Genomic DNA, 24,145 nt, shown 5'->3' on the forward strand with positions numbered 1-24,145 from the left:
ATGCCAAAAAGAATGACCACTTTTGAGGTGCCAAGGTTTTCTTTTGTATGCTGAGTCCACGTTTGTCCAATTAATTGGCGATTAGAGGCGTAGCGATCGTCGCAGGAGTCAGCTATCCTGCCTTTGTATTTTTTCCAGGAATGTACGGGCGAAGCAAGCGCGGAGGGAGTGCCCCGTCGGTGTCTTCGGGTCGGACATTTCCCGGCAGGACGAAAGATGAAACCAAAACATTTTAATCTAAGAAAGTAAGCGCCCTAACCTCGTGATAGGTCAAGGCAAAAAGTAAACAAAGCAAAAATACCTAATTTTACCTGCATGAGAAGGCAAGGTTAGTCTGGGTAAATGCTGCAACGATTTAGATAGGGAGCGAAGGAGTCTAATGACTGTAAAAGCAAGTGGTGGAAGCTCAGTTGCCCGTCCGCAACTATATCAAACTGTACCAGTCGCAACGATTTCGCAAGCTGAACAGCAAGACCGCTTCCTACAGCGGGGCGAACTGAGCGAACTGGCAAGTTATTTCAGTTCCGGTGCTCTTCGGATCGCGATTTCTGAGACGCTGACCAGAAACTCGGAACTCATAGTATCCCGCGCAGCCAACCGGATTTTTGTCGGCGGTTCCCCGCTGGCATTTTTGGAAAGACCAGCAGAACCTGTGATGGCTATGGCTGGCGCAACTCGCGGCGGCTCGGTAAATGTCTCTGAAGGCATGAAACTGGGAACTGTTACTTACGTTGAAGGTCGCGCAGGTGGCGGCGGCGGTAACGGCAAAGGCTCAGGTGGCGGCGGATTCTTGGGCTTGGGAAATCTGTTTTCGACTAACGGCGGCGGTGGCGGCCCAATTCCAGCAGGATTCCAGCCGATTAATGTCTCGCGCTACGGCCCGAGCAACATGACCAAATCTCTGCGGGATTTGAGCTGGTTTTTGCGTTACATTACCTACGCGATCGTTGCTGGCGACCCGAACATTATTTCGGTGAATGTGCGCGGATTGCGGGAAATTATCGAAAATGCCTGCTCGTCGGCGGCGACAATTGTGGCAATGCAGGAAATGAAGGCTGCATCCTTGAACTATTTCAAGAATGATGAGGCCGCACGCACGATCGTCGCACAGTATTTTGATGTAGCAATTACCGAATTCAAAGCTCCCACACCTTCGGCTAAGGTGCGTCAGCGCGAAAGCAACGACCAGCAAGGGCTGCAACTGCCTCAAATCTACTTCAACGCAGCGGAAAATCGGGCGAAATTCGTCATGAAGACGGGTCTGTCGTCGGCTGAAAAGATTGAAGTAATCAAAGCAGCTTACCGCCAAGTTTTTGAGCGCGACATTACCCGCGCCTACAGCCAAAGCATTTCTGACCTGGAATCTAAGGTCAAAAACGGCGAAATCTCCATGAAAGAGTTTATCCGCCGCCTTGGTAAATCTCCTCTGTACCGCCAGCAATTCTACGAACCGTTTGTCAACAGTCGCGCTGTAGAACTGGCGGCCCGCCACTTCCTCGGCCGCGGTTTGAGCTCGCGGGAAGAATTTAGCAAGTATTTTGCGATCGTCACCAAAGGCGGCCTGGCAGCCCTCGTAGACGCGATGGTTTATTCTCAGGAATATTCCGACTACTTCGGCGAAGAAACAGTCCCTTACCTGCGCGGTTTGGGCCAGGAAGCTCAGGAATGTCGCAACTGGGGCCCGCAAATTGATTTGTTCAATTTCAGCGCTCCTTTCCGCAAGGTTCCTCAGTTCATCACCTTGTTCGCAGGCTACACTCAGCCTCTACCAGATCAGCACGTTTACGGTATTGGTAACGATCCGCTGGAAATTCAGTTCGGTGCGATTTTCCCGAAAGAAACTCGTAACCCTAAGAACCGTCCAGCTCCCTTTGGCAAAGACACTCGCCGGATCTTGATCCGTCAAGGTGCGGGGATTGACAATCAATTGAGCAACCCAGCGGCTCGCGGTGCGGCTCCTGGTTCTCTGGGCCCCAAGGTCTTTAAACTAGACCAGTTACCCAGCAACTATGTGGCTTCCAAGAAAACCGCTCGCGGTGCCTCCAGCAGCTACAGCAATGCTTCCAGTGTCAAATATACCGAAAGTTCGACTCAAGCGGTGATTCGGGCTGCTTACCTGCAAGTGTTTGGTCGCGATGTGTTCGACGGCCAGCGCCAAAAGGTGGCGGAAATTAAGCTGGAAAACGGCGACATCCCGATGCGCGAGTTTATTCGGATGTTGGCGAAATCCGATGTGTTCCGCAATATGTACTGGAGCAAGCTTTATGTTTGTAAGGCGATCGAGTATATTCACCGCCGACTCCTGGGACGCCCTACTTACGGCCGCCAGGAAATGAACGCTTACTTTGACATTTGTGCCAAGAAGGGTTTCTACGCGCTGGTCGATAGCATCATGGACAGCATGGAGTACAACGAAGCTTTCGGGGAAGATACAGTCCCCTACGAGCGCTATGTGACTCCGGCTGGTTTGTCGATGCGGACGATGCGATCGGGTTCCTTTGGTGAGAAAAAGGCCAACGTTGAGCCGACTCCTGAAACACCTCGGTTTATCGAATTGGGTACTGCGATCGATGGCGGAGATCTTCAGTTGCAAACTCGGATTGCTCAAGGTGTGAGCAAGCGCCGCGAGCAAACTAAGGTGTTCAAACTGACAACAACTTCGGATAAGGTAGCTTTGAAAACTTTAATTCAAGCTGTTTACCGTCAAATTTTTGAGCGTGATATCAACTCGTATGTTGTGAAGAATGAATTCACGGCGTTGGAAAGCAAACTTGGCAACAATGAAATCAATCTCAAGGAGTTCATTGAGTGTTTAGGTTGTTCGCCGCTGTACGTGAAACAGTTCTATGCACCTTATCCAAATACTAAGGTGATTGAGTTGGGTACGAAGCACTTCTTGGGCCGTGCTCCTCTGAATCAAGCGGAGATTCGGACTTATAACCAAATCTTGGCAAGTAAAGGGATTAAGGGCTTTATCAATGCGATGTTGCTGACTGTTGAATATGCTGAGGCTTTTGGTGAGGATACTGTTCCTTATCGTCGCTTCCCAACTCTACCGGCTGCTAATTTCCCGAATACTGAAAGGCTGTACAACCAGTTGACTAAGCAGAATTCTGATGTTGTGGTTCCGAGTTTTGAGCCTGCGACTGTTACTGACAGAAGTTAGATTAATTTGAGTTTTTGGATGTTAAATTACTGGTAATTTAACATCTAAAATTAGTTGAAGGGCTGGTAACTATACCAGCCCTTTTTTGGGATAATTTGGAGTTTTTTTACCGCAGAGGGCGCAGAGAGCGCAGAGTGAGGAAAGGAAGAGTGTGCTGCGAGTTGTTTGCTTCATCAAGTGTTCCTCGACGTGAAAGTGTCAATTATAATGGATAGAATAAATTGGTATAAAAATTGGGTTCTATAATATAAATTATGTGAATGCGCCCCGGTGAGTGAGGACACACTCAACCGAGACGACTTCTCCAAAGTCCGACTATCCGAACTAGGAGTAACTTAATTATGCCAAAACCCAGATACGACGAGGAAAAAGATGAAACCCGCCATGCGGCAGCGAATGAAGAATGCTGCGAGGATATGGCAGATAATTACGGGTGGACGCTGAAGCAGGCAGAGCTAGTCGCAACTGATGTTTTACCTGTTGATTGCGTTTTCGATGGCTACTGCGAGTTTCCACCCTCTCGCATGGATTTAACGCAAGGCGACTATTTCAAGGAGGACAAAGAAGATGCGTAAACTGATTCTGTTCAAAGCGGATAAAGGTGAAATTGAAAAGTATCGTCAGAAAACTGAGACACAAATCGGAAAGTCATTTTACCGCATTGCAAATGTGGATTCAGTACCTTCTTTAACTAACACCATTGCCGAACACTACGACTCTAGTGGCAAACCTGCTCCTGCGATCGGACACCGACTGACGGAAACAGTGCCAGAAAACCGGGACTCCTTTCGAGATAGTGGCTGGGAAGTTGTGCGGGTGGAAGAATACACCCCTGAAATCCCGCCTCCCTATGGTGCAGGATTTGATACAATTTGCATTTGCTACTGCGCCTATAAGCCTTTAGCACCTGAAAATGTCTGGATGAAAAAGGCTCATCGCTTTGCTCCATCCCTAGATTCCTTTGGTGGTGATGAAAAGGCTTATCAGGAGTGGCTAGCTACTCAGTCGGAGGACGTGCAGGCTGAATCGAAATCGGCAATGGAGTGGCTCAAGACTCAAGAAAAACAGCATTAAAACCAAGCTCGCAGGTCGCGTATTGCCGCAATTTCATCTTCTTTTGCCTGTTCTAGAAAAGCAATTAGCCTTTCTTTCGGCACTTGAGGAAAGGTAGGACTCGATTCAACCTCCATATACTCGCCCTCGTGCAATTGATAAATTCGCCACACTTTGCCATTGAACCGCCAAAACTCCGGTACACCAATAGCAGCGTAGAATTTGTTTTTCTCAATATCAGTATGAGTAATATCTACTTCTACCACTAAATCAGGCGGAGGATCTTTGGTAAAATCAACATTTCGGCCTTTGACGAGGGGTTGATTTTGAATATAGTAGGCATTATCTGGTTCGGCTCCCTTTTTCAGAAAAGGATAGTTCATAGTTGTTGAACCCATCGTTTTCATCCGCATCCCCATGAGTTCAATCAGCGTCCGAATAAAACACTCGATTAATCGACTTGAAAATTCGTGTTCTTCTAAGGGCATGGTGATTTCTAGAATCCCGTTGTCATAGATCAAATGACAGCCTCGTGACTGGGGTAAGGCATTGAGAATTTGTAGATAACCGTCCCAAGATAACCCCCAAATTACGACGCGCTGTTCGCCAATAGGTTTTTGCAGTTCTGCTGTAGCTTCTGGTGCAGATGTTACCACAAGTGACCTCCAAGTGGAATTGATATTGATGGTTTACTCTAAGGCTAACTTAGTTTACATTGATTTGGCAAATTTCTAACATCCGTTTGACTTTTGGCAACTGTCTTTCCGATTTCCGAAAAGCCAGCCAAATCCGATTGGTAACAGCCTGTGTAGGTTTAAGCACAAGTGTCAAACGATTTTCTGTCACCCAATCTGCACACAAGTAATCGGGAAGCACGCTAAAGCCAAATCCGCATTCAACGGCTTGTCTAATTGCTCTTAAATCGGGAATAATTAGTTTGGGTTGAACATCGATTCTTTTGCCAAACACGACGCGCCAAAAGCGGCGGGCGATCGGTAATTCTTCGCTGTAAGCAATCCAAGGTTGAGTTAATAGCCATTGAGAAAGTGGGTTTAAATCTGCTTGACTGATTCCTTCAGCAATCGGAATCGCCATATTTGGCGGCCCGACTAGCCAGAAGTTTTCCTCGAATAGTAGTTCATATTCAATGTCAGACAAGGTAATTTTTTGGGTAGCAATTACGATGTCTAGTTTTCCGGCTTTGAGTTGTTGGATCAACTCCGATGTTAGTCCAAATTGGATTGTGTAAAAAGTGTGATCGTCTTGGGGTAATTGACTGAGGATGCGATCGGTAAAAAATTCTTGTGGTGTACCGATTCTGATGGTTTGTGGTGTTTCGGCGCTGGAGTTTTTGTGGGGAATTGATTCGAGTTTCTCGATCGCACTTGCAACTTGACTATACAGTCTTTTTCCCGCATCCGTCGGCACCATCCGTCTCGGAGTTCTTTGAAACAACGGATTTCCCAAAGCTGACTCTAGGGCTGCGACGTGTTGGCTGACAGCCGGTTGCGTCAGATGGAGAACTTGGGCCGCCCCGGATACGGTTCCGACGCGGTAAACCTCGATAAAGCTGCGATACCACTCAAAGCTAATCATAAATAAGGCAGTTCGGCAATGGATTTTAGGAACGGGCAAGATGCCCATTCCACAAGAAATGCACTTTTTGTGGAACAGGCCGGAAAGCCTGTTGCTAAGCCCCCACAAGAAATGCACTCTTTGTGGAACAGGCCGGAAAGCCTGTTGCTGACAATGGTGAAATATCTCAGATTTAACGGATGTTAGGAAGTTCGGCATTGGGATTTGGTATAACTAGATTTATAGTTACACGAAACTTTCATAATTTGTATTTTAGATGAATTCGACCTAGGATAAAAACAACGAGCACAAAGACACCCACAACAGGAATCGAATATGACTAGCCAAAAAGTTCTGATTGTTTTAACCAGCCACGATACTCTTGGTGACACTGGTAAAGAAACTGGTTTCTATCTCCCAGAAGTAACCCATCCCTTGGACGCATTTACTAAAGCCGGATTAATGGTAGATTTTGTCAGTCCAAAAGGCGGCAAAGCTCCAATGGTTGGGATTGATTTGGAAGACCCGCTAAATAAGGCTTTTTTAGACGATTCCGAGCAGGTTTTGCGAGTCGAAAATACTCTGAATCCTGCACAAATTAAACCCGCAGAATATGCTGCTATTTTCTATGCTGGCGGACATGGAACCATGTGGGATTTTGCTGATAACCAGGAACTCGCTGAGATTGCGGCTGCTATTTATGAAGCAGGCGGAATTGTCGGTGCTGTCTGTCACGGGCCTGCGGCGTTAGTCAATATTAAGCTGTCTGACGGTACATACCTGGTTGCTGACAAGACTGTGGCTGCTTTTACGAATGAAGAGGAAGCCGCTGTGGGATTGACTGATATCGTGCCGTTTTTGCTGGAGTCAACATTAATCGAACGCGGGGCGAAGTTTACCAAGGTTGCTAATTTTCAAGTCTGTGTGGTGGCGAGCGATCGACTCGTCACAGGTCAAAATCCCGCTTCCGCCGCAGGTGTAGGCAAACGAATGGTAGAATTAATTAATGCAACATAGCACTTTGAAATCTGGTGAATCGGTACACCCAACAGTTTCGGCAAATTAATCTGGCTCGGTGAGAAATCTGTTATGCGATTCGCTGATGCAATTAGATTTGAGGTTGGAGATTCCCGCCAATCTTAACTGGATAATCCATCGGGGCGAGTGCAAGTGCTCGCCCTTTCTGCATTCGGTTAACCCTACTCAAATACCCAATTTTACTGGAGAACATTACCGCCCACAGTTCGTCTTTGATTTTAGCAGACAAATTCGCGATCGCCTGTGTCAGATGCTGTTCGGCAAATTCTCCGCAATCAATCTGTTAGTTGTGATGACTTGAGTCCTCTGATTTTGGAGAGAACTCAAGTCCTCACGCTCGAAGCAATCAAGTTATTACTGACTTTTGTTCATTCCGTGACTGCAAAAAATAAGTGGGATTTGTGATTGCGGATTCCGATCTACATTTAGATATTGAAAGACCAATAAAACATCAAAACAACTAGCAATTTGTGCGGAGCGGTCAAATTGCTCAATGAAGAAGCTCTTAGGGCATAATATTATAAAACAGAGAACAGGGTATGGAACTAAATTTACAGAAATTTTATACGGCCTGCAATCCCAGCTACACCCTGGCAGTAGCAAATCAAGAAGACCGACAATACTATATCGATTTTTCGTCAGTGCGGGGCGGCACAATCGTAGAACAATTGGAGCGCACCATCAGCCGTCTCTCGCCCGATGTACCTACCTGTCAATTATTTACCGGTCACATCGGCTCGGGGAAATCCACAGAATTGCTGCGGCTGCAAGCTCAATTGCAGGAGCAAGGTTTTCATGTGGTTTATTTTGAGTCGAGTAAAGATTTAGACATGGCTGATGTCGATATCACTGACATTTTGTTGAGCGTGGCGCGTCAGGTGAGCGAAAGCATTGAGAAAATGAAAATCAAGCTGCAACCGACGGGTTTTAAAGCTTTGCTCAAGGGCGTTGCTGATGTTTTTCAAACTCAAATAGATCTGAAAGCGGGAGCTTCTGTCCCCGGTTTGGGTGAGGTAAATGCTAGCACGGATGGAGAGTTTTCTTTGTCTTTGGGTATTGGCAAAATTACTGCTAAGGCGAAGGATGCTCCGAATTTGCGATCGGAGTTGAGGCAATATTTGGAGCCGCGGACTAATGTAATTTTAGATGCGCTCAATAAGGAGTTGCTGGAACCGGCTAATCAAGAACTCAAGCGCCAAGGTAAACAGGGACTTGTGGTAATTATCGACAATCTCGATCGCATACACCTGTGCGCGAAACCAACGGGGCGGATGCAGCCGGAATATCTGTTTGTCGATCGCGGGGAGCAGTTGGCAAGACTGAACTGTCATGTCGTGTATACAATTCCTTTGGTGCTGATTTTCTCTAACGACTTGGGTCAGCTTAGCAATCGCTTCGGGGTAGATCCAAAGGTTTTGCCGATGGTGCCGGTGCAATTGAATGACGCTTCTGAGTGTGCAGAGGGTGTCGAATTGCTGCGACAGATGGTTCTGGCGCGCGCTTTTCCAACAGTGGAGGCGTCGCAGCGCTATGCTTTGGTTGGCAAAATTTTCGATTCTGCCGAAACTCTCGATCGCCTCTGTCGAGTTAGCGGGGGTCATGTTCGCAATTTGTTACAACTACTCTATAGCTGTCTGCAAAAACAAGACCCTCCTGTGTCGCGGGAAACTTTGGAAAATGTGATTGTCCAACGCCGTCACCAGCTTACTTTGGCGATCGAACCTGATGAGTGGCAATTACTCCGCCAAGTATCTGCTACCAAAACAGTGAATGGTGAAACTAAATACCAAATTTTGCTCCGCAGTCTTTGGGTATTTGAGTACCGTTACGGCGAGGATTACTGGTTTGATGTCAATCCGATTTTGGCTGACGCAAAGGAGTTTTTGATTGATAGTTGATTAATGTTATTGGTTATTTGTTATTGGTTATTCGTTATTAGCGTCCCTAAGCGTAGTAACCCTTCGACCCTTCGACTCCGCTCAGAGCGCCGCAAGTAACAAGTAACAAATAACAAATAACAAATAACAAATAACAAGTAACAAATAACAAATAACAAATAACAAAAATGATTAAAGGCACTACTAAACTGCTCGGAGTAATTGGTCATCCGATCGCACATTCTCTGTCCCCGGTGATGCACAATGCTGCCATTTCTCACTTGGGTGTCGATTTTGTTTACCTGCCGTTTCCGGTAAAACCAGAGGATTTAAAGGCTGCGCTGGCAGGATTTGCCGCGATCGACCTTCGGGGATTTAGCATCACGATTCCTCACAAACAGGCAATCTTACCGCTGCTGGCGGAGGTTTCTCCCATTGCTAGGGCGATCGGCGCAGTCAACACTGTCTACCGCACTGACAAAGGTTGGTGCGGCACAAATACCGACGTAGAAGGCTTTCTCGCGCCGTTGCTAACCCTTCCAACCCCCCCTTGCCAAGAGCCAAATTCACCCCCCCCAACCCCCCCTTGCCAAGGGGGGGAGCAAGAGGCAAGCTATATCTTAGAAATTAGCAATAGGGTTGTCGAATCCTGTCCGCCCCCTTACCAAGAGGGAGCTTTGGAATCCTGTCCCCCCCCTTACCAAGGGGGGGCTAGGGGGGGTTCCGATTGGAGTCAGAAAGTAGCGGTAATTTTGGGGAATGGCGGGGCGGCGAGGGCTGTTGTGGCTGGATGCGCTCAATTGGGATTTGCAGAGATTCACGTTGTCGGGCGCAGCGCCCCCAATTTAGCGGAATTTCAACAGAGTTGGGTTAATTCTCCGATGCCGATGCAGAATTTGCAGGTACATACTTGGGATAATTTGTCAATGTTGATTTCGCAGGCCGATTTGCTGGTGAATACAACTCCTGTGGGGATGCACCCGCACGGGGAAAAGTCGCCGGTTGCTGCTGCTGCGCTCGATCGAATTTCCGCAGGTGCGATCGTTTACGATCTGATTTACACCCCGAATCCTACTCAGTTGCTCAAAGATGCACAGCTTCGCGGTGCAATACCGATTGACGGACTAGAAATGCTAGTTCAACAAGGAGCAGCAGCCTTGAAAATTTGGCTGGACACAGAATATGTCCCTGTGGATGTAATGCGCCAAGCCTTGCGCCAGCATTTAGGTTTAGACTAATGCCGTCTCCTCCTGGAGCCGGACACGGCAGTGCCGTTTCCCGGAGGAGGTTAAGAATTTGACCTTGAATTCGCGCTAAGCTGAGTAAAATATATTTACGCTGCAATTGTTATGAAATTTCGAGCTATCAGTCTTCTTTTTGCCACTTGGGCGATCGCAATTTTGAGTTTGGTATTCACTCCACCAGCTTGGGCTACCACACAGATTAAACTTTCCGATCTTTCCTATCACGAATGTCCCGCAGAAATGGCAGAAGGAACAGTCACCAGCGGCAGTTCTATGGAAGCTAATTGCTTTTTGATTACTGGGAAAGCTGAAAATACTAGCGGCAAACCTGTTTTTGATGCTGATATTTTCGGTCGTATTTATGATGCAGATGAAAATCCAGTGATGCAAAACCGGACTCGCTTAGGTTCTATCGAAGAAGTTCCTCCCGGAATTAGCGATTTTCAGCTCAGAATTTCGGTTGCAGCCAATCAACGAACACCTTTGCAGCTCAAGCAGTTTAAAGCTACAGGTTTTACTGGCGTGGTTCGCCGTTAGTGAAACTATAGCCTTTCGAGCGAAATATGAGGTGCTCATGGGCATAGGGCATAGGGCATAGGGCATAGGGCATAGGGCATACCTCACTTTTTCGAGAACGGCTATAAATGTAAATTCCCCCTATAAGGGGGAAGTTTTAAACCCTATTTTTCTGATAACTAAAAAGCGGTTTGCAAGCTGCCCAAAAGACCGATCAGAAATTGCGAGCCAAACTGAAGTACAAAAAACGCAATCATTGGAGAAAAGTCAATACCTCCCAAGGGGGGAATAATTGAGCGGAAGAGATTGAGGTAAGGATCTGTTAACTGACTCAAAATCGAAAACGGGGGGTCGTACCAATTGATGTTGGGGAACCAGCTTAACAGTACCCTAATAATCATCAGGACTAGATAGATTTGCAGAAATGTCGCTAGCGTGTTTGCCAAAAGGCCTATTGAATAACTCATAAATTTTGGTTGTCGTTTGAGTAAAGTTTACAGACACTTTAACTTTGAGTTTAGCATAGCTGCGGAAGAGGGAAGGCACTGAGGGTAGAGGCTGAGCAATTTTGTGGTTCCTTTTTACTTTTGCCTTGGTTTTTAATGGGAAAGTTGAACAGAGAAATGTGCGACAGTTGGTCGATCGCCCGCATTCTACTCCCCGACTGCTCTAAAATCTTCAATCTTATTCAGGAGTCAGGGGCGATCGAACCCTCGCTGTTGTGGGCTGGCGCGTTCCCGTTGACATCGCCGAGTTGCAGCCGCACGTCATCAATTGCCTGATTTAGCTGGGCAATTTTATCTTCCAAACTCAGCCTTGCTACTTCCATCCCTTCGGCTTCGAGTTGGCTGGCTTTCCTCTGGCGCATCTTTCTGGTCTTGGCATCGGAAGGATCGCTCAGCAAAGCTTCAGCAGCGCGCCTCGACAGCACCGCACCCAAAACTGCCCCCACCAAGCCCCCAACTGCGGCTCCCGCAATAAATCCGCCTGTAAAACCCTCTCGATTGCTCATGGCTCAACTCAACTGCGCGATATTTCCTTGATTTGTCTATTTTTACACTCTCTGGAGCGATCGACCTGGAGAGGATTTTAGATTTTAGGTTTGAGATTTTAGGTTTGAGATTGAAATACGATCTCGAAAAATGCTTCGGAAGCACAAAGCCCACAGGGACATCAAGTCGGTTAATTGTCGGGTAAGGCGATCGTTCCAACTTCAGAGTTGAAGCGAATCATCTCCAAAGATCGATCGCCATACATATCTTCAATGTGCTCCAAACAGCAGTCGATCGCAAAATCGTTCAACTCAGCAGGCTCAATCCCGTACATATCCTGAAACACTTCCTCGTCTACCCGACAAAAGCGCGGGCGATCGGCATAAATTCCGCATTCCCTCGTTTCTTTGTCAAAGTTTATACACCAACCGTCATCTCCCACTAAGCTCAAGTAGAGCGCCAATTGCTCGGTAGATAAATACTCGTCCAGGTCAGGGCGCTCTGTTGGTTCTAGGTAACAACAAGCACCGCACTGCTTTACGCAACGCCAAGTAGCCATAATTTGATTTTAGATTTTAGATTTTAGATTTTAGATTTGGAGCATTATCTGGAAAATGCCCAACTTTAAGAGAGATTAAAGCCTTTCAAGTATACCAAGTGCCAGCGCCGCAGAAGGAGTTCGCGAAAAGACGGTTCGATTTTTGATTGCGAACACTCTCCGGTAAAGGCATCCAGCCCTGGTTCCTGTACGGATGACTGTTTTATGCTTGGGGCTGGCTCTTTTTTGGCTGTGAGCTTTATCAAAATCTACAAGTACATCACTTGTCAAGTATGATGTACCTGATGGTAAATTGAAGCCTCGGTAGACAGTCGCGGATAATGTTGATATGTATAGACAACCGCGCGATATGGCTACCAAGCGACCAAGAACTACCATCAGCTTTGACTTTGACGAGTACAAGGAGTTAAAAATTTGGGCTGATTCTGAATTTCGTTCCATTCCTCAACTGGTTCTTGTCTTGGTCAAGAAAGCCTTGATAGAGAGGAATAAACGATCGTCAGATCCAGCCAGCGCACCTCCGAGTGAACCTGATAGCTCCGGACTCACATAAACCAAACCCCCGCCAACTACCAAAGCTAAGCGGGGCAAGGAAAGTAAGGAAGCTGGCTAATATCTAGTATAAATCTAGCAAAGGAGGAACAACACCATGATCCAAGCCCAAACAATCCCCAAAACAGTCACTTTTGATGAGTTCGCAGCCTGGTATCCAGAGAACTCAGTTCACCGCTACGAACTACACAATGGAGTAATTGTCGAAATGCCTCTAGGAACTGGCCGCCATTCCGGTGTTACAGGTTTTATCAGCTTAAAAGTAGGAGTTGAAATTGACCGACGCGAATTACCTTACTGCATCCCTGGTGACTGCCTGCTTAAACCCACTCGCGATGAGGCTGGTTATCAGCCCGATGTAATTGTCCTAGATCAAGCATCTCTGGCAAAGGAACCGCGCTGGGAAAGGGAGTCCATCATCACGATGGGGTCTTCGATCCGACTGGCTGTAGAGGTCGTCAGCACGAACTGGCGAGATGATTACCATTTCAAATTTGCTGATTACGAAGAAATTGGCATCCCTGAATACTGGATTGTGGACTATTTGGGTTTAGGTGGCCGCAAGTTCATTGGGAATCCCAAACAACCCACCCTTTCAGTTTGCCAGTTAGTAGATGGGGAGTATCAGGTAAAGCAGTTTCGGGGCGATGACACTGTTGAATCGCTGGCTTTCCCAGAATTGAGGTTGACTGCCGAGTTGATTTTTCGGGCAGGTTTGCCTCCAAGCAGCCCCATGGATGAACCGGACTAATTACGATCGCCCAAACTCAGGGTTTTTTAGCCGAATTTGCGATCGCCCGCAGGTCGATCGTTCTTTACATTTTGTTGAATTTTGTAAACTTCCTTAAAAAAGAGGGCCGATCGCCCGGTAAAATCAGAAGCGGATTTTCTCATCAATCTAGACTTACTCACTACAGTCAGGAGGACACATGGACTTTATAACGGATCTTTTTAACGGCGGAGGCCCTGTAAACTTGCAACTTATTGTTCAGGTAGCTTTACTGGCAGCAGTCGTGCTTTCTGGCCCGATCGTGATTTTTCTGTTGGCAGCTAAAGGCGGCGACCTGTAATTATACCACGGCTGGCGATCGATAGTTGAGAGTTTTGCATAATTTAAAATTCAAAATTCCCAAAGCTCGATCGCCACTCAAGTCAATTTGAGATTTTAGATTGTAAATTAGACTTCTTGCAAAAATAGTTAGGACGGGCTAGAAGCCCATCCCACAAAAATCTTTTTTCTTGTGGGATGGGCTTCTAGCCCGTCCCAAAATTTGATTGACGTTGAATTTTGGTCTCAAATTGTCGATTCGATCCTAACCTTCGTGTTGGGGGCTTGTACCTGTTTTTGTGCGGGCGAATTTTCCCTAAATTTCACCCCGATGAATTAGGTTTACCAGAAAGAATTGGTTGAAAGCCGGAACACGAGTGAGGGAGAAATTAAAATAAGACTATTCATTGCTTCAATCCTCGGACTGACCGGAAGAGGTAGCTGTCAACTGTCAACTGTCAACTGTCAACTGAAGATCAAATACCGAGGGCGTGTTTAGCCGTTTGAATCAAATTCTCGAAAAAAGGTAGAGATACATCGACTTCCCTAGCATCCTGGCGGGAGTTACCCAACAAACCCATGCTTTGTCCAGGTTCAACAACCAAAACTTGCCCTTGAGAATTGCGAATTCTCAATTCCTCTTGAGAACCGGCGGGAGACAGACTACAAGAATAAGTGCGATCGCAATAATCAAACTCAACTTTTCCAAACACCGACGGCCTCGAACTAGCAGCACTGGCCACTAAGCGGACACCCAACAATTCCAACTCAACCGAAGTCTTGCCATTAAAACTATTTTCCCGCAAGCGGTACGCAATATCAACCCGCCGAGGCAACGGAAAATATTCACCCCAACGCCACGCAATCCCCTTCAAACTAGCCGAACCTTTTTCATCTTGAGTTGCAGTTAGTTTAACATGACCTCCCTTACCAACAATTTTTTGTTCAGTAATACAAACATTAGGCGTCCAAAATACAGGAGCCTTATTTTCAATCCCGCAAGGTTCTAGAGCATCAATTTGTCGGTAAAGGTCAAGATTAATCTCAGCCAAATCCGCTCGCACATCTACTGAAACCAACGGCTTGAGGTGTTCCGGCTGCAAACATTGATTCGCAAAAATTGACAGTTGCTTGCGGAATTGTTCAAGATTCTTGGCAGGCATCGAAAAACCCCCAGCCGCCTTATGTCCGCCAAATTTAGTTAATAAATCCGCGCAAAAATTCAGCCCGTCAAATACATTAAATTCAGGAATTCCCCTCGCCGAACCCCGGATGATATTACCCGTTTCGCCACCCTCATCCTCAAAAGTACCGATAAAAACGGGTACGCCGTAACGTTCGAGCAACCGAGATGCTACAATCCCAATCACCCCGTGGTGCCAACCGGGCTGCACGACAACTAAAACTCGTTCCTGCTGTAAATTGAGCGCACTTTTCTCGCACCAAGCAATCGCTTCCTGCTCAATTTCCTGACACAACTCCTGACGGCGCTGATTTATTTGTTCGCACTGCATCGCGTTTTTGAGTGCCAATTCGCGATCGTCCGTTGTGAGCAACTCTATCACAATTTGAGGGTCAGCCAGCCGCCCCACAGCATTAATCCGCGGGCCCAGCCGAAAACCAATATCTTCAGGCTTTAAGGTATTGTTAGCTTGAGTTTTTGAATTAAAAAGAGGTAAATTTTCCGCACTTGCAGGCTGCACTCCCGCCACCTGAATCAAAGCTTGAACTCCGGCTAATTGCGAGTGAGGCAAAAGTCGCAAACCCCGCTTTACCCAGCGGCGGTTAACTCCTGTCAGAGGCGCCAAATCTGCAATAGTTCCCAAGGTAAATAATTCCAGCAGCGGATTCACCAACCCGCCAACTTTCTTCAAATCTTGAGCCAAAGTAATCGCCAAAACATAGGCAACGCCTACTCCAGCCAAACCGCGATAGGGCGAAGATTCCGCAATTAATTTTGGGTTGAGAATAGCATCAGCCGGGGGCAGTTTTGGCGGCAAATCGTGGTGGTCTGTAATAATAACTTTTACACCGAGTTCTCGCGCTCTGGCAACTGGGCCATAGGCTGCAATCCCGTTGTCTACCGTCAGAATCAGAGCCACACCTTCGGCATGAAATTCTTCTACAATGCGATCGTTAATCCCGTAACCTTCGTGCATCCGGCTGGGAATCGCATAATCAACATTCGCGCCCAAAGCCCTCAGAGCTCGCAGCAACAAAGCCGTGCTCGTCATCCCGTCAGCATCGTAGTCGCCGCAAATCGCAATTTTCTGACCTGTTGAAATCGCCTCCCGCAACAATTTGACACTCGCAGCCAAATCGGGAAATTCATCCAGTGGCGCCGGCAAAACCAGAGATTCCGGTTCGATAAACCCTTGCACTTCTTCGAGAGAATCGATACCGCGATTAATAAGTACCTGTGCTAGCAAGCATGACAAACCGATTTCATTGGCAAACTGTTCGGCTTGCTGTGGTTGAGGCGAATAAATTTGCCACCGTTGGTTCGGCAATCGGGGAGAATGCGGGGGTACAGATGTCGGTAGCTCTGGCACGGAAGCTGAGGTCTAAAGATACATAACCAATCTTACCTAATTAAGTGTCTAATGAAATCAATATTAGATTGGCGATCGATCGCAAAGATGAGTTTTTTCGGTAAAATCCGAAGGTTGTGCGGATAAAAGCAGCGTGGTGAACAGTTGACAGTTGACAGTTGACAGTTGACAGCGAAGTGATAATAACGGAGATTTAAACTCGGTTCTTATCACAATCTGCCGACCTGAGTAAGGGCTTCAAACCCTTGCTATTCGGTGAAAGTGCGATCGCATCTGAAAACAATGTCTAGCAGGCATTTGTCACGCCCATACAGTCCCCAGTGCTGGATTTTATTTTAACAGGAGATTGTGATGATTACAGAAAAGCGGCCCTGGTTTAAAGTTGCCTTCCAGTTTCAAGGGTCGATCATTTTTTTCATTTGGCGCCGCGTCATGCTGTGCGCTAGTTTTGGGTTGTTGATTTCGGTACTGTACTTTTTTAACTTCCCAGTATCCTTGCCCATCCTATCAAGCATTGTTCCCAGTATAGTCCTCGGCTTATTGTTAGTGTTTCGGACAAATACAGCTTACGATCGATTTTGGGAAGGCCGGAGGTGCTGGGGAACCTTAATTATTGCAGTCAGAAATTTGGCACGTCAAATCTGGGTATCTATTAGCGATCGAGAACCGGATGATTTAGCGAAAAAAAAGTCTACTTTGCGATTATTAGTGGCTTTTGCCATAGCAATGAAATTGCACTTGCGCCAAGAACCAATTAGCTCAGAAATAGAGCCTTACGTACTACCCCAACAGTATGAGAATCTCAAAAAGATGAACAATCCTCCCCTCGAAATTGCTTTTTGGATTGGGGATTATTTGACGATACAGTACGAGGCAAATAACCTCGATGTCTATCGGCTAACTGCGATGAATCAGTTAGTAAATAACATGATTGAGGCCTTGAGCGGTTGCGAGCGGATTTTGAGAACTCCGATGCCTCTTGCTTACGCGATTCATCTCAAACAGCTACTCTTGCTTTACTGCTTGGCACTGCCTTTTCAAATGGTGAAGGAGTTAACTTGGGGGACAGGCCCTGTGGTAGCTTTAATTAGTTTTGCTTTGTTCGGTATCGAAGAAATCGGCATTGAAATTGAAAATCCTTTTGGACACGATGCCAATGATTTGCCTTTGGATAATATTTGTGCTACTATGCAGCGCAATATCAACGATTTAATTACTTTATCTCCTAGCGTTCATGCTCGGGCAAAAGAGCATTAAAGTCATTAGTGATTAGTCATTGGTTATTGGTTATTGGTTATTAGTTATTGGTTATTGGTCATTGGTTGTCGAGCGTTAGTCATTGGTGATTGGTTACGCTTTTGTGCATTTAAATTGTATTTTTACGGCGGGCAGGATTCCCGCCCCACAAAAGTTTAACTTTATTCGGACGTGCAATTTAAATGCCTCGGAGCTTATTTGTCTTATGTTTCTTGTTCGTTCTAATAACCAATAACCAGTAACTCATGCCCTATGCCCTATGCCCATGAGTACCTCATATGGAGATCGAAATGCTATAGCTTCCGCCTAACGTTAATTTCTAGCAATTAACCACATTAACCCAGCTAAAACCAACAATAAAGGCGTCAGCCAATCTCCCCACCGCACGTACAAAGTCCGAGTTTGCCGCCGATAAATAGTAGCATCTCGGACTTCATAGGTATTAATTCCAGACTTCCAAATCGTCTCGCCGCGAGGATTTACAAAAGCAGAATAACCTGTATTAGTTGCGATCGCAGCCCATCTATCAGTTTCAATGGCCCGCATCACATCCAAAGCGTGATGCTGAGCCAGCATTGGCGGTTTGTAATGGGCATTGTTGGAAGCTGTGAGTATAAATTCACCTCCATTTGCCGCCTGATATCGGAAAACTTCAGCAAACGCTGAATCGTAACAAATTCCGACAATAGCGTGGCCAAACGGCGTATTAAACCATTGTTTTGAGTTCCCTGGTACTAAATGAGTATCTAAGGGAGACAGCCGATTAATAATGCCGCCTAAGATTTCGTAAAAAGGGATGTATTCGCCTAAGGGCACTAGCTTGAGTTTATCATACCGGCTGACAATTTCTCCTGTTTTGTCGATCGCCAATAAGCTATTAGTCATGCTATCTCCTTCCTGTCCGAATCCTCCAACCCAAGCCAGAACACCGCGTTGGAGAATCGCTTGGTAAAAAGAAAGAGTAGAACGTTGATACTCGTTTGTCCAGATAAAAGGCAAAGCCGTCTCTGGAAGCAACACAGCATCTACTCCTCTGTCAGCTAACTCCTTATATCCAGCCGTGTAACCTTCCAAAGCGCGCCGCCAACCACCTGAGTCAAACTTAATCTCGTTAGGAATATTGCCTTGAATAATCCCAATTTTTAATCCTGTTCCCGCCTCTTGAATTAACGGGCGATTGTACAAACTCCAGCCGACAATATGCAAAACTAAAAATAAACCCGCAGGCAAAATATAAGCAATCCAATTCTTCCCTCTTCCTTCTTCCTTCTCTCCTTTTCCCTCTTCCTTCTTCCCTCTTTTTACCTTGAGCGAAGCCGAAAGGCCTTCTTCCTTCTTCCTTCTTCCTGCGATAAAAGCTTCGGCAATTAAGCCATTTACTGCTACAACTGCCGCTGTTACTGCGCTGGGCCCGGAGAGTTGACCGAGGTGCAATATGGCTAAGTTGTGCGGGCTTTGGGTGTATGATAGTGATGTCCACCACAGCGAGCCTGTACTCCAAATACTTTCTAAGGCACACCACAAAGCTGTACCAATTAACACGCGGATCGCAGGCAAGATGCCTGTGCCACTAATTTTTTGGGAAATCACAGGCAAGATGCCTGTGCCACTAATTTTTTGGGAAATCACAGGCAAGATGCCTGTGCCACGAAATCACAGGCAAGATGCCTGTGCCACTAATGTGGGAAGTTACGATCGCAAATAACCATGCCCAAAGGGTGACTAATGCACTTCCCCAGAAGGTGATGAATATCCAGCAAAAAAGTGCGATCGCCAAACTGGGCCACCAAGGAACTCCCAACCAAGTCATTGGGTGTATTCCCATAATCCAAGATATGGCTAATCCGTGATAGCCGATTCCCCAGAGAGCAGGAAGAAGGAAGAAGGAAGCAGGAAGAATGAATAGGAAAGAAGGAAGAACTTTTTGTTTTTTTTCTGTGATTATTGCTCGTTCATAACTGACAACCAAAACCCACAGGGGTGCTAATGCTACCCAAGCCAATAGCCAAGCATTGAATGGTGCTGTTGTCAATGCCATCAAAATGCCGCTGAAAAATGCGTTAGCGAAGCCCTCGAAGAGGATCGCCCCGCCGAATATTTGAGATTTCTCAACCGCGAGTTTTTCAAATGTAAGTCTTTTAAATATCGCCACTTTGATGATTACCAATTAAATATATAGCGGTTCTCAGAAAGATAAGGTACGTTGTTGGGCTTCAGCCCTCTTGGTTTCAGTGGTTATATAACCTGTCAGTCATACCTCACCTTTTTGATAAAGGCTATAATAATTCTTAATCAATATATCATATCATAAAGGTTTGTAGTGAGGACTTTAGTCTGCATCCAAGAAAGGACTAAAGTCCTCACTACAAACCAATTTGATTCTGGTCAGTGTAGCGGAAACAATATCAAAAATAAATCTCTTAATTTATGCTTTCCAAAACAAAAAGCGCCCTCATTTGGAGAGAGCGCTTTTTATTAATCAACAGCTAAATTTAGCCGTTGATGGAAGGAGCAACCAATGCTACTGGGGTGACAGCACCGGCGGCCAAGTCGAGGGGGAAGTTGTGAGCGTTGCGCTCGTGCATAACTTCCATACCCAAGTTGGCGCGGTTGATGACATCAGCCCAAGTATTGATGACGCGACCTTGGGAGTCGATAATCGATTGATTGAAGTTGAAACCGTTGAGGTTAAACGCCATCGTGGAAATACCTAAAGCGGTAAACCAGATGCCGACAACTGGCCACGCACCTAATAAGAAGTGCAAGGAACGGCTGTTGTTAAAACTTGCATATTGGAAGATCAAACGACCGAAGTAGCCGTGGGCTGCAACGATGTTGTAGGTTTCTTCTTCTTGACCAAATTTGTAACCGTAGTTTAGCGATTCGCTTTCACTTGTCTCGCGAACCAAAGAAGATGTTACTAAAGAACCGTGCATGGCAGAAAACAAAGCACCGCCGAAGACACCAGCAACTCCCAACATATGGAAGGGGTGCATTAGGATGTTGTGCTCGGCTTGGAACACGATCATGAAGTTGAATGTGCCGCTGATACCCAGGGGCATTCCGTCAGAAAAGCTGCCTTGCCCGATCGGGTAAATCAAAAATACTGCGGTAGCAGATGCCACAGGTGCAGAGTAGGCTACGCAGATCCAAGGACGCATTCCTAAGCGATAGCTCAGTTCCCACTGGCGGCCCATGTAGCAAAAAATGCCGATGAGGAAGTGGAAAATGACGAGCTGGTAAGGGCCGCCGTTGTACAACCATTCGTCTAAAGAGGCTGCTTCCCAGATGGGATAGAAGTGAAGCCCGATCGCATTAGACGAAGGAACAACAGCACCACTGATCAGGTTATTGCCGAACATCAAGGAACCAGCAACTGGTTCGCGGATGCCGTCAATATCCACAGGAGGAGCTGCTACAAAGGCAATGATGTAGCAGGTGGTTGCGGTCAGCAGAGTTGGGATCATGATTGTCCCAAACCAACCAACATAAATCCGGTTATCGGTGCTAGTTACCCACTCGCAGAACCGTTCCCAAACGTTGCCGCTTTCGCGACGCTGTACGGTTGTTGTCATTTGTTTTATGATTGCTTAATTGAATTTTCAACGTTCTGTTGTGGAAATCTCCACGCTTATATTAGTAACACTATTCACAACAGTTTGCAAAGGGATTAGTGCTTATATTTGAATAAATTTATAATCCTTTACATAACTTGATTCTTGATGAATTTTTGTGGCTGTTTGCAAAGTAATATTACAGAATAAATACGGTTAAAATAAAGCGGGCAGAAGAGCTGAATCTTTATTCTGTAGGTTGGTTCAGCAGTTAAGTCAAATTATTTTTGTTGAGGTCAAACTTCTTTATAGTTAAACATATCTTAATTGGCGATTGAGCAGATGAATTTTAATATTTGTTTACATATCCTAGGTGGATTGACTGTTGACAGTTGACTGTTGACGGTTGACTGTTGACGGTTGTAGAACGAGAATCAAATCATTGATGCTTGAGGAGTATCGGCTCTATTCAAGAAGTTATTTATGTTCTCACGGATGTGGCGATCGCACTAAATTCTCCAGAATCCGCAATCAACCGGATTCATCAACTAAAAACCCGGTTCATAAGGCGCTTTGCAATTGCCATAAACCGGGTTTCTGAGGATGAGTTCGTAAATTGTGCCTAAAAATTAGCCTTTAGCCTGGGGGCCACTTCATGTGCCGTCCGCCGAGAATGTGAAGGTGCAGGTGATCTACGGTTTGGCCACCGTCATTGCCGGTATTAATCACGACGCGATAGCCGTTACTGAGTCCGAGTTGTTCGGCTACCCGTTTTACAGTCAGCAGCAGGTGTCCCATGAGGGCATGATCTCCCGATTCGGCATCGGCTAATTTGGGAATAGGTTTTTTGGGAATGACGAGGATGTGGACTGGCGCTTGCGGATTGATATCTCTGAAGGCGAGGGCTAAGTCGTCCTCATAAACGATGTCTGCGGGAATCTCTTTGCGGATGATTTTGCTGAAAAGCGTTTCTTGGGTTGTCATGGGTGTTAACGAAGTTCGGCAACGGGCAATGTACGGGATGTAACGGATAAATTTTCAGGGAAGGGGGAAGGCGGAGGGGACAAGGGGAGGGAGGAAGGGGGAAGAGGCAGGAGGAGAGAAGGAAGAGAAGAGGAGAAAAGGAAGAGGCAACGAAAAGTTTTTCTTGCCTCTTCTGATATTCATTAGTCATTGTTAATCATAATAGATGATGGATCGAAGACAGGCAAATTGAGGATAAAAAATAATGCTTGCGAGGGTTTGGAGTGCATCTATCGTAGGAATTGACGCGGTAAAGGTGGGTGTGGAGGCTGATGTATCGGGGGGACTGCCGAAAATTGTGGTTGTGGGGTTGCCGGATTCGGCGGTGCAAGAGGCTAAAGAAAGGGTTAAGGCTACGCTCAAAAATTCGGGATATGGTTTTCCGATGCGGAGTATTGTGATTAATTTGACTCCGGCGGATTTGCGTAAGGAAGGCCCGAGTTTTGATTTGCCGATCGCCATTGGCATTTTAGCAGCATCCGAACAGGTCAGCGCCGAGCTGTTGGGAGATTATTTGTTTTTGGGGGAACTCTCTTTGGACGGGAGTTTGCGGCCTGTGGCGGGGGTTTTGCCGATCGCCGCTGCTGCTGCCAAAATGGGTATTTCGGGGTTAATTGTACCAGCAGCCAATGCAAAGGAAGCGGCTTTAGTAAAAGGAATATCTGTTTACGGTTTTGAAAATATATTTGCAGTTACTGATTTTTTGAACAATCCTCAAGTTTATTCACCGATACAAGTAAACGGTAGAGAAGAGTTAGGAAAAACTAGGTTTCAGGGTCTAGATTTAAAAGACGTAAAGGGGCAAATTCACGCGCGGCGGGCTTTGGAAATTGCGGCTGCCGGTGGACACAATTTGATTTTTGTGGGGCCGCCAGGAAGCGGCAAGACGATGCTGGCGAGACGTTTGCCGGGTATTTTGCCACCGCTGACTTTTGATGAAGCTTTGGATGTGACTCAAATTCATTCGGTGGCTGGTTTGTTGAAGGATAAGGGTATGCTGGTGAGCGATCGACCTTTTCGCAGTCCTCACCATTCAGCATCCGGGCCTTCTCTCGTTGGCGGGGGCAGTTTTCCGCGTCCGGGTGAAATTTCCTTAGCACATCGCGGCATACTTTTTCTGGATGAATTAACTGAATTTAAAAGAGATGTTTTGGAGTTTTTGCGACAGCCTTTAGAAGACGGTTATGTGACGATTTCTAGAACCAGACAATCGGTGATGTTTCCGGCACAATTTACATTAGTTGCTAGTACGAATCCTTGCGCTTGCGGTTACTATGGCGACTCGATCCAACAGTGTACTTGTTCGCCCCAAAAGAGGGAACAATATTGGGCAAAACTTTCGGGGCCTTTGATGGATCGGATTGATTTGCAAGTGGCGGTTAATCGTTTGAAACCTGAGGAAATTACCAGACAGGCGACGGGGGAGGAGTCGGAACCGGTGCGGGTGAGGGTGCAGCGGGCGCGAGAGATGGCGACTCGCCGTTTTCAGTCAGAAGCTGGCTTGCGGTGTAACGCGCAGATGCTAAGCAGCCACATTAACCAATGGTGTCAGTTGGATGATGCTTCGCGGAATTTGTTGGAGATGGCGATTCGGAAATTGGGGCTTTCGGCGCGGGCTAGCGATCGCATTTTGAAGGTTGCTAGGACTATTGCGGATTTGTCGGGGGATGACAGCTTGAAGACTAATCACGTGGGGGAGGCGGTGCAGTATCGGACGATCGATCGGATGCAGTAGAATTATTTGCTATTTGCGATCGGGCGTAGGGAAAATGAGACATTAATTCATCTAAAATAACAGAATGAACGTCGATATAACCCTTCTCAGATAAGTGAGGTATGTTGTTGGGCTTCAGCCCTCTTATACTAATTGTATACTAAGGATCGCGAATTAAATAATTTACACATATTTGTGGGACGGGCGGGACGCCCATCCCACAAGAACAGTAAAAATTGTAAGTTATTTAATTGTCATTCCTAAGCGAGGTCGCATCAAAAAAAACATTGGGAGCATCTCATTTTTGTAAAAAGCATTTTTTATTATAGTGCTGTCCCCGCTCGCGTATTATACGATACGCGAGCGGGGACGCTCGCACTATAGCAATCCTAATTGATTTTCTAGATATGGAAATCCTAAAATCC

General features: G+C 46.3%; 22 protein-coding genes and 1 pseudogene. 14 read left to right on the top strand and 9 right to left on the bottom strand.

The genetic code is table 11. From position 1 onward, the window contains the following. Positions 1 to 379: 379 nt before the first annotated feature. The 3 genes from JGK11_RS21165 to JGK11_RS21175 all read left to right on the top strand — a co-directional run bounded on the left by JGK11_RS21165 (position 380) and on the right by JGK11_RS21175 (position 4,240). Positions 380 to 3,166 (top strand): phycobilisome rod-core linker polypeptide, encoded by a 2,787-nt coding sequence (locus tag JGK11_RS21165; RefSeq protein ID WP_293212738.1) that lies wholly within the window; start codon positions 380 to 382, stop codon positions 3,164 to 3,166. Between the two features lie 341 nt (positions 3,167 to 3,507). Continuing rightward, entirely contained in the window at positions 3,508 to 3,741 is a 234-nt protein-coding gene (locus JGK11_RS21170; protein ID WP_293206199.1) for a hypothetical protein, read from the top strand. Next, entirely contained in the window at positions 3,734 to 4,240 is a 507-nt protein-coding gene (locus tag JGK11_RS21175; RefSeq protein WP_293180435.1) for a hypothetical protein, read from the top strand. Before JGK11_RS21170 ends, JGK11_RS21175 begins: the two co-directional genes overlap by 8 nt. On the opposite strand, the gene JGK11_RS21180 is transcribed toward JGK11_RS21175, so the two are convergent. Continuing rightward, on the bottom strand, positions 4,237 to 4,875 hold the full coding sequence (locus JGK11_RS21180) for a Uma2 family endonuclease (protein WP_293180438.1): 639 nt from the start codon (positions 4,873 to 4,875) through the stop codon (positions 4,237 to 4,239). The two genes, JGK11_RS21175 and JGK11_RS21180, sit on opposite strands and share 4 nt — an antisense overlap. 49 nt (positions 4,876 to 4,924) lie before the next feature. Then, positions 4,925 to 5,815, bottom strand: coding sequence for a LysR family transcriptional regulator (locus JGK11_RS21185; RefSeq protein ID WP_293180441.1), 891 nt, complete (start codon positions 5,813 to 5,815; stop codon positions 4,925 to 4,927). A gap of 18 nt (positions 5,816 to 5,833) precedes the next feature. Between JGK11_RS21185 and JGK11_RS21190 the strand changes: the two genes are divergently transcribed. The 6 genes from JGK11_RS21190 to JGK11_RS21215 all read left to right on the top strand — a co-directional run bounded on the left by JGK11_RS21190 (position 5,834) and on the right by JGK11_RS21215 (position 10,490). After that, on the top strand, positions 5,834 to 6,001 hold the full coding sequence (locus JGK11_RS21190) for a hypothetical protein (RefSeq protein ID WP_293180444.1): 168 nt from the start codon (positions 5,834 to 5,836) through the stop codon (positions 5,999 to 6,001). Positions 6,002 to 6,130: 129 nt separating this feature from the next. Next, positions 6,131 to 6,811 (top strand): type 1 glutamine amidotransferase domain-containing protein, encoded by a 681-nt coding sequence (locus tag JGK11_RS21195; protein ID WP_293212740.1) that lies wholly within the window; start codon positions 6,131 to 6,133, stop codon positions 6,809 to 6,811. Positions 6,812 to 6,896: 85 nt separating this feature from the next. Further along, the gene (locus tag JGK11_RS21200; protein ID WP_293180450.1) at positions 6,897 to 7,133 is read left to right on the top strand and encodes a hypothetical protein; all 237 of its coding nucleotides are present in this window, start codon (positions 6,897 to 6,899) and stop codon (positions 7,131 to 7,133) included. Positions 7,134 to 7,371: 238 nt separating this feature from the next. After that, positions 7,372 to 8,730 (top strand): P-loop NTPase fold protein, encoded by a 1,359-nt coding sequence (locus JGK11_RS21205; RefSeq protein ID WP_293206192.1) that lies wholly within the window; start codon positions 7,372 to 7,374, stop codon positions 8,728 to 8,730. Between the two features lie 167 nt (positions 8,731 to 8,897). Beyond that, positions 8,898 to 9,947, top strand: a complete 1,050-nt coding sequence (locus tag JGK11_RS21210) for a shikimate dehydrogenase (RefSeq protein WP_293212742.1) — start codon at positions 8,898 to 8,900, stop codon at positions 9,945 to 9,947. A 111-nt stretch (positions 9,948 to 10,058) separates the two neighbouring features. Then, positions 10,059 to 10,490: a hypothetical protein gene (locus tag JGK11_RS21215; RefSeq protein WP_293180459.1), complete on the top strand. Its 432-nt coding sequence runs from the start codon at positions 10,059 to 10,061 to the stop codon at positions 10,488 to 10,490. A gap of 158 nt (positions 10,491 to 10,648) precedes the next feature. Here the strand turns inward: JGK11_RS21215 and JGK11_RS21220 are convergent, their stop codons facing one another. The 3 genes from JGK11_RS21220 to JGK11_RS21230 all read right to left on the bottom strand — a co-directional run bounded on the left by JGK11_RS21220 (position 10,649) and on the right by JGK11_RS21230 (position 12,020). After that, positions 10,649 to 10,936: a YggT family protein gene (locus tag JGK11_RS21220; protein WP_293180462.1), complete on the bottom strand. Its 288-nt coding sequence runs from the start codon at positions 10,934 to 10,936 to the stop codon at positions 10,649 to 10,651. A gap of 221 nt (positions 10,937 to 11,157) precedes the next feature. Continuing rightward, on the bottom strand, positions 11,158 to 11,481 hold the full coding sequence (locus JGK11_RS21225; RefSeq protein ID WP_293197038.1) for a hypothetical protein: 324 nt from the start codon (positions 11,479 to 11,481) through the stop codon (positions 11,158 to 11,160). Between the two features lie 170 nt (positions 11,482 to 11,651). Then, positions 11,652 to 12,020, bottom strand: coding sequence for a YkgJ family cysteine cluster protein (locus JGK11_RS21230; protein ID WP_293180468.1), 369 nt, complete (start codon positions 12,018 to 12,020; stop codon positions 11,652 to 11,654). Positions 12,021 to 12,369: 349 nt separating this feature from the next. On the opposite strand from JGK11_RS21230, the gene JGK11_RS21235 reads away from it, so the two are divergent. The 3 genes from JGK11_RS21235 (at position 12,370) to JGK11_RS21245 (ending at position 13,642) form a co-directional block, all read left to right on the top strand. Further along, positions 12,370 to 12,573, top strand: coding sequence for a hypothetical protein (locus tag JGK11_RS21235; protein ID WP_293180539.1), 204 nt, complete (start codon positions 12,370 to 12,372; stop codon positions 12,571 to 12,573). Positions 12,574 to 12,669: 96 nt separating this feature from the next. Beyond that, positions 12,670 to 13,323 (top strand): Uma2 family endonuclease, encoded by a 654-nt coding sequence (locus JGK11_RS21240; protein ID WP_293180471.1) that lies wholly within the window; start codon positions 12,670 to 12,672, stop codon positions 13,321 to 13,323. 178 nt (positions 13,324 to 13,501) lie between these two features. Then, positions 13,502 to 13,642: a photosystem II reaction center protein Ycf12 gene (locus tag JGK11_RS21245; protein ID WP_293180474.1), complete on the top strand. Its 141-nt coding sequence runs from the start codon at positions 13,502 to 13,504 to the stop codon at positions 13,640 to 13,642. Positions 13,643 to 14,096: 454 nt separating this feature from the next. Here JGK11_RS21245 and recJ read toward each other — a convergent pair whose 3' ends face one another. Beyond that, positions 14,097 to 16,172 (bottom strand): single-stranded-DNA-specific exonuclease RecJ, encoded by a 2,076-nt coding sequence (recJ, locus tag JGK11_RS21250; protein WP_293180477.1) that lies wholly within the window; start codon positions 16,170 to 16,172, stop codon positions 14,097 to 14,099. 351 nt (positions 16,173 to 16,523) lie between these two features. On the opposite strand from recJ, the gene JGK11_RS21255 reads away from it, so the two are divergent. Next, on the top strand, positions 16,524 to 17,429 hold the full coding sequence (locus JGK11_RS21255; RefSeq protein WP_293197036.1) for a bestrophin family ion channel: 906 nt from the start codon (positions 16,524 to 16,526) through the stop codon (positions 17,427 to 17,429). A gap of 315 nt (positions 17,430 to 17,744) precedes the next feature. Here JGK11_RS21255 and JGK11_RS21260 read toward each other — a convergent pair. The 3 genes and pseudogenes from JGK11_RS21260 to JGK11_RS21270 all read right to left on the bottom strand — a co-directional run. Beyond that, positions 17,745 to 19,442: pseudogene (locus JGK11_RS21260) on the bottom strand (hypothetical protein); the annotation flags it as partial. A gap of 479 nt (positions 19,443 to 19,921) precedes the next feature. Then, the gene (psbA, locus tag JGK11_RS21265; protein WP_293180485.1) at positions 19,922 to 21,004 is read right to left on the bottom strand and encodes a photosystem II q(b) protein; all 1,083 of its coding nucleotides are present in this window, start codon (positions 21,002 to 21,004) and stop codon (positions 19,922 to 19,924) included. A 615-nt stretch (positions 21,005 to 21,619) separates the two neighbouring features. Further along, positions 21,620 to 21,967 carry a histidine triad nucleotide-binding protein gene (locus tag JGK11_RS21270; RefSeq protein WP_293180488.1) on the bottom strand — a complete coding sequence of 116 codons (348 nt, stop codon included), beginning with the start codon at positions 21,965 to 21,967 and terminating at the stop codon, positions 21,620 to 21,622. A gap of 244 nt (positions 21,968 to 22,211) precedes the next feature. On the opposite strand from JGK11_RS21270, the gene JGK11_RS21275 reads away from it, so the two are divergent. Further along, positions 22,212 to 23,741 (top strand): YifB family Mg chelatase-like AAA ATPase, encoded by a 1,530-nt coding sequence (locus JGK11_RS21275; RefSeq protein ID WP_293190961.1) that lies wholly within the window; start codon positions 22,212 to 22,214, stop codon positions 23,739 to 23,741. The last annotated feature ends 404 nt before the right edge of the window (positions 23,742 to 24,145 follow it).

Source organism: Microcoleus sp. PH2017_34_RAT_O_A, assembly GCF_020737885.1.
Taxonomy (GTDB): Bacteria; Cyanobacteriota; Cyanobacteriia; order Cyanobacteriales; family Microcoleaceae; genus Microcoleus.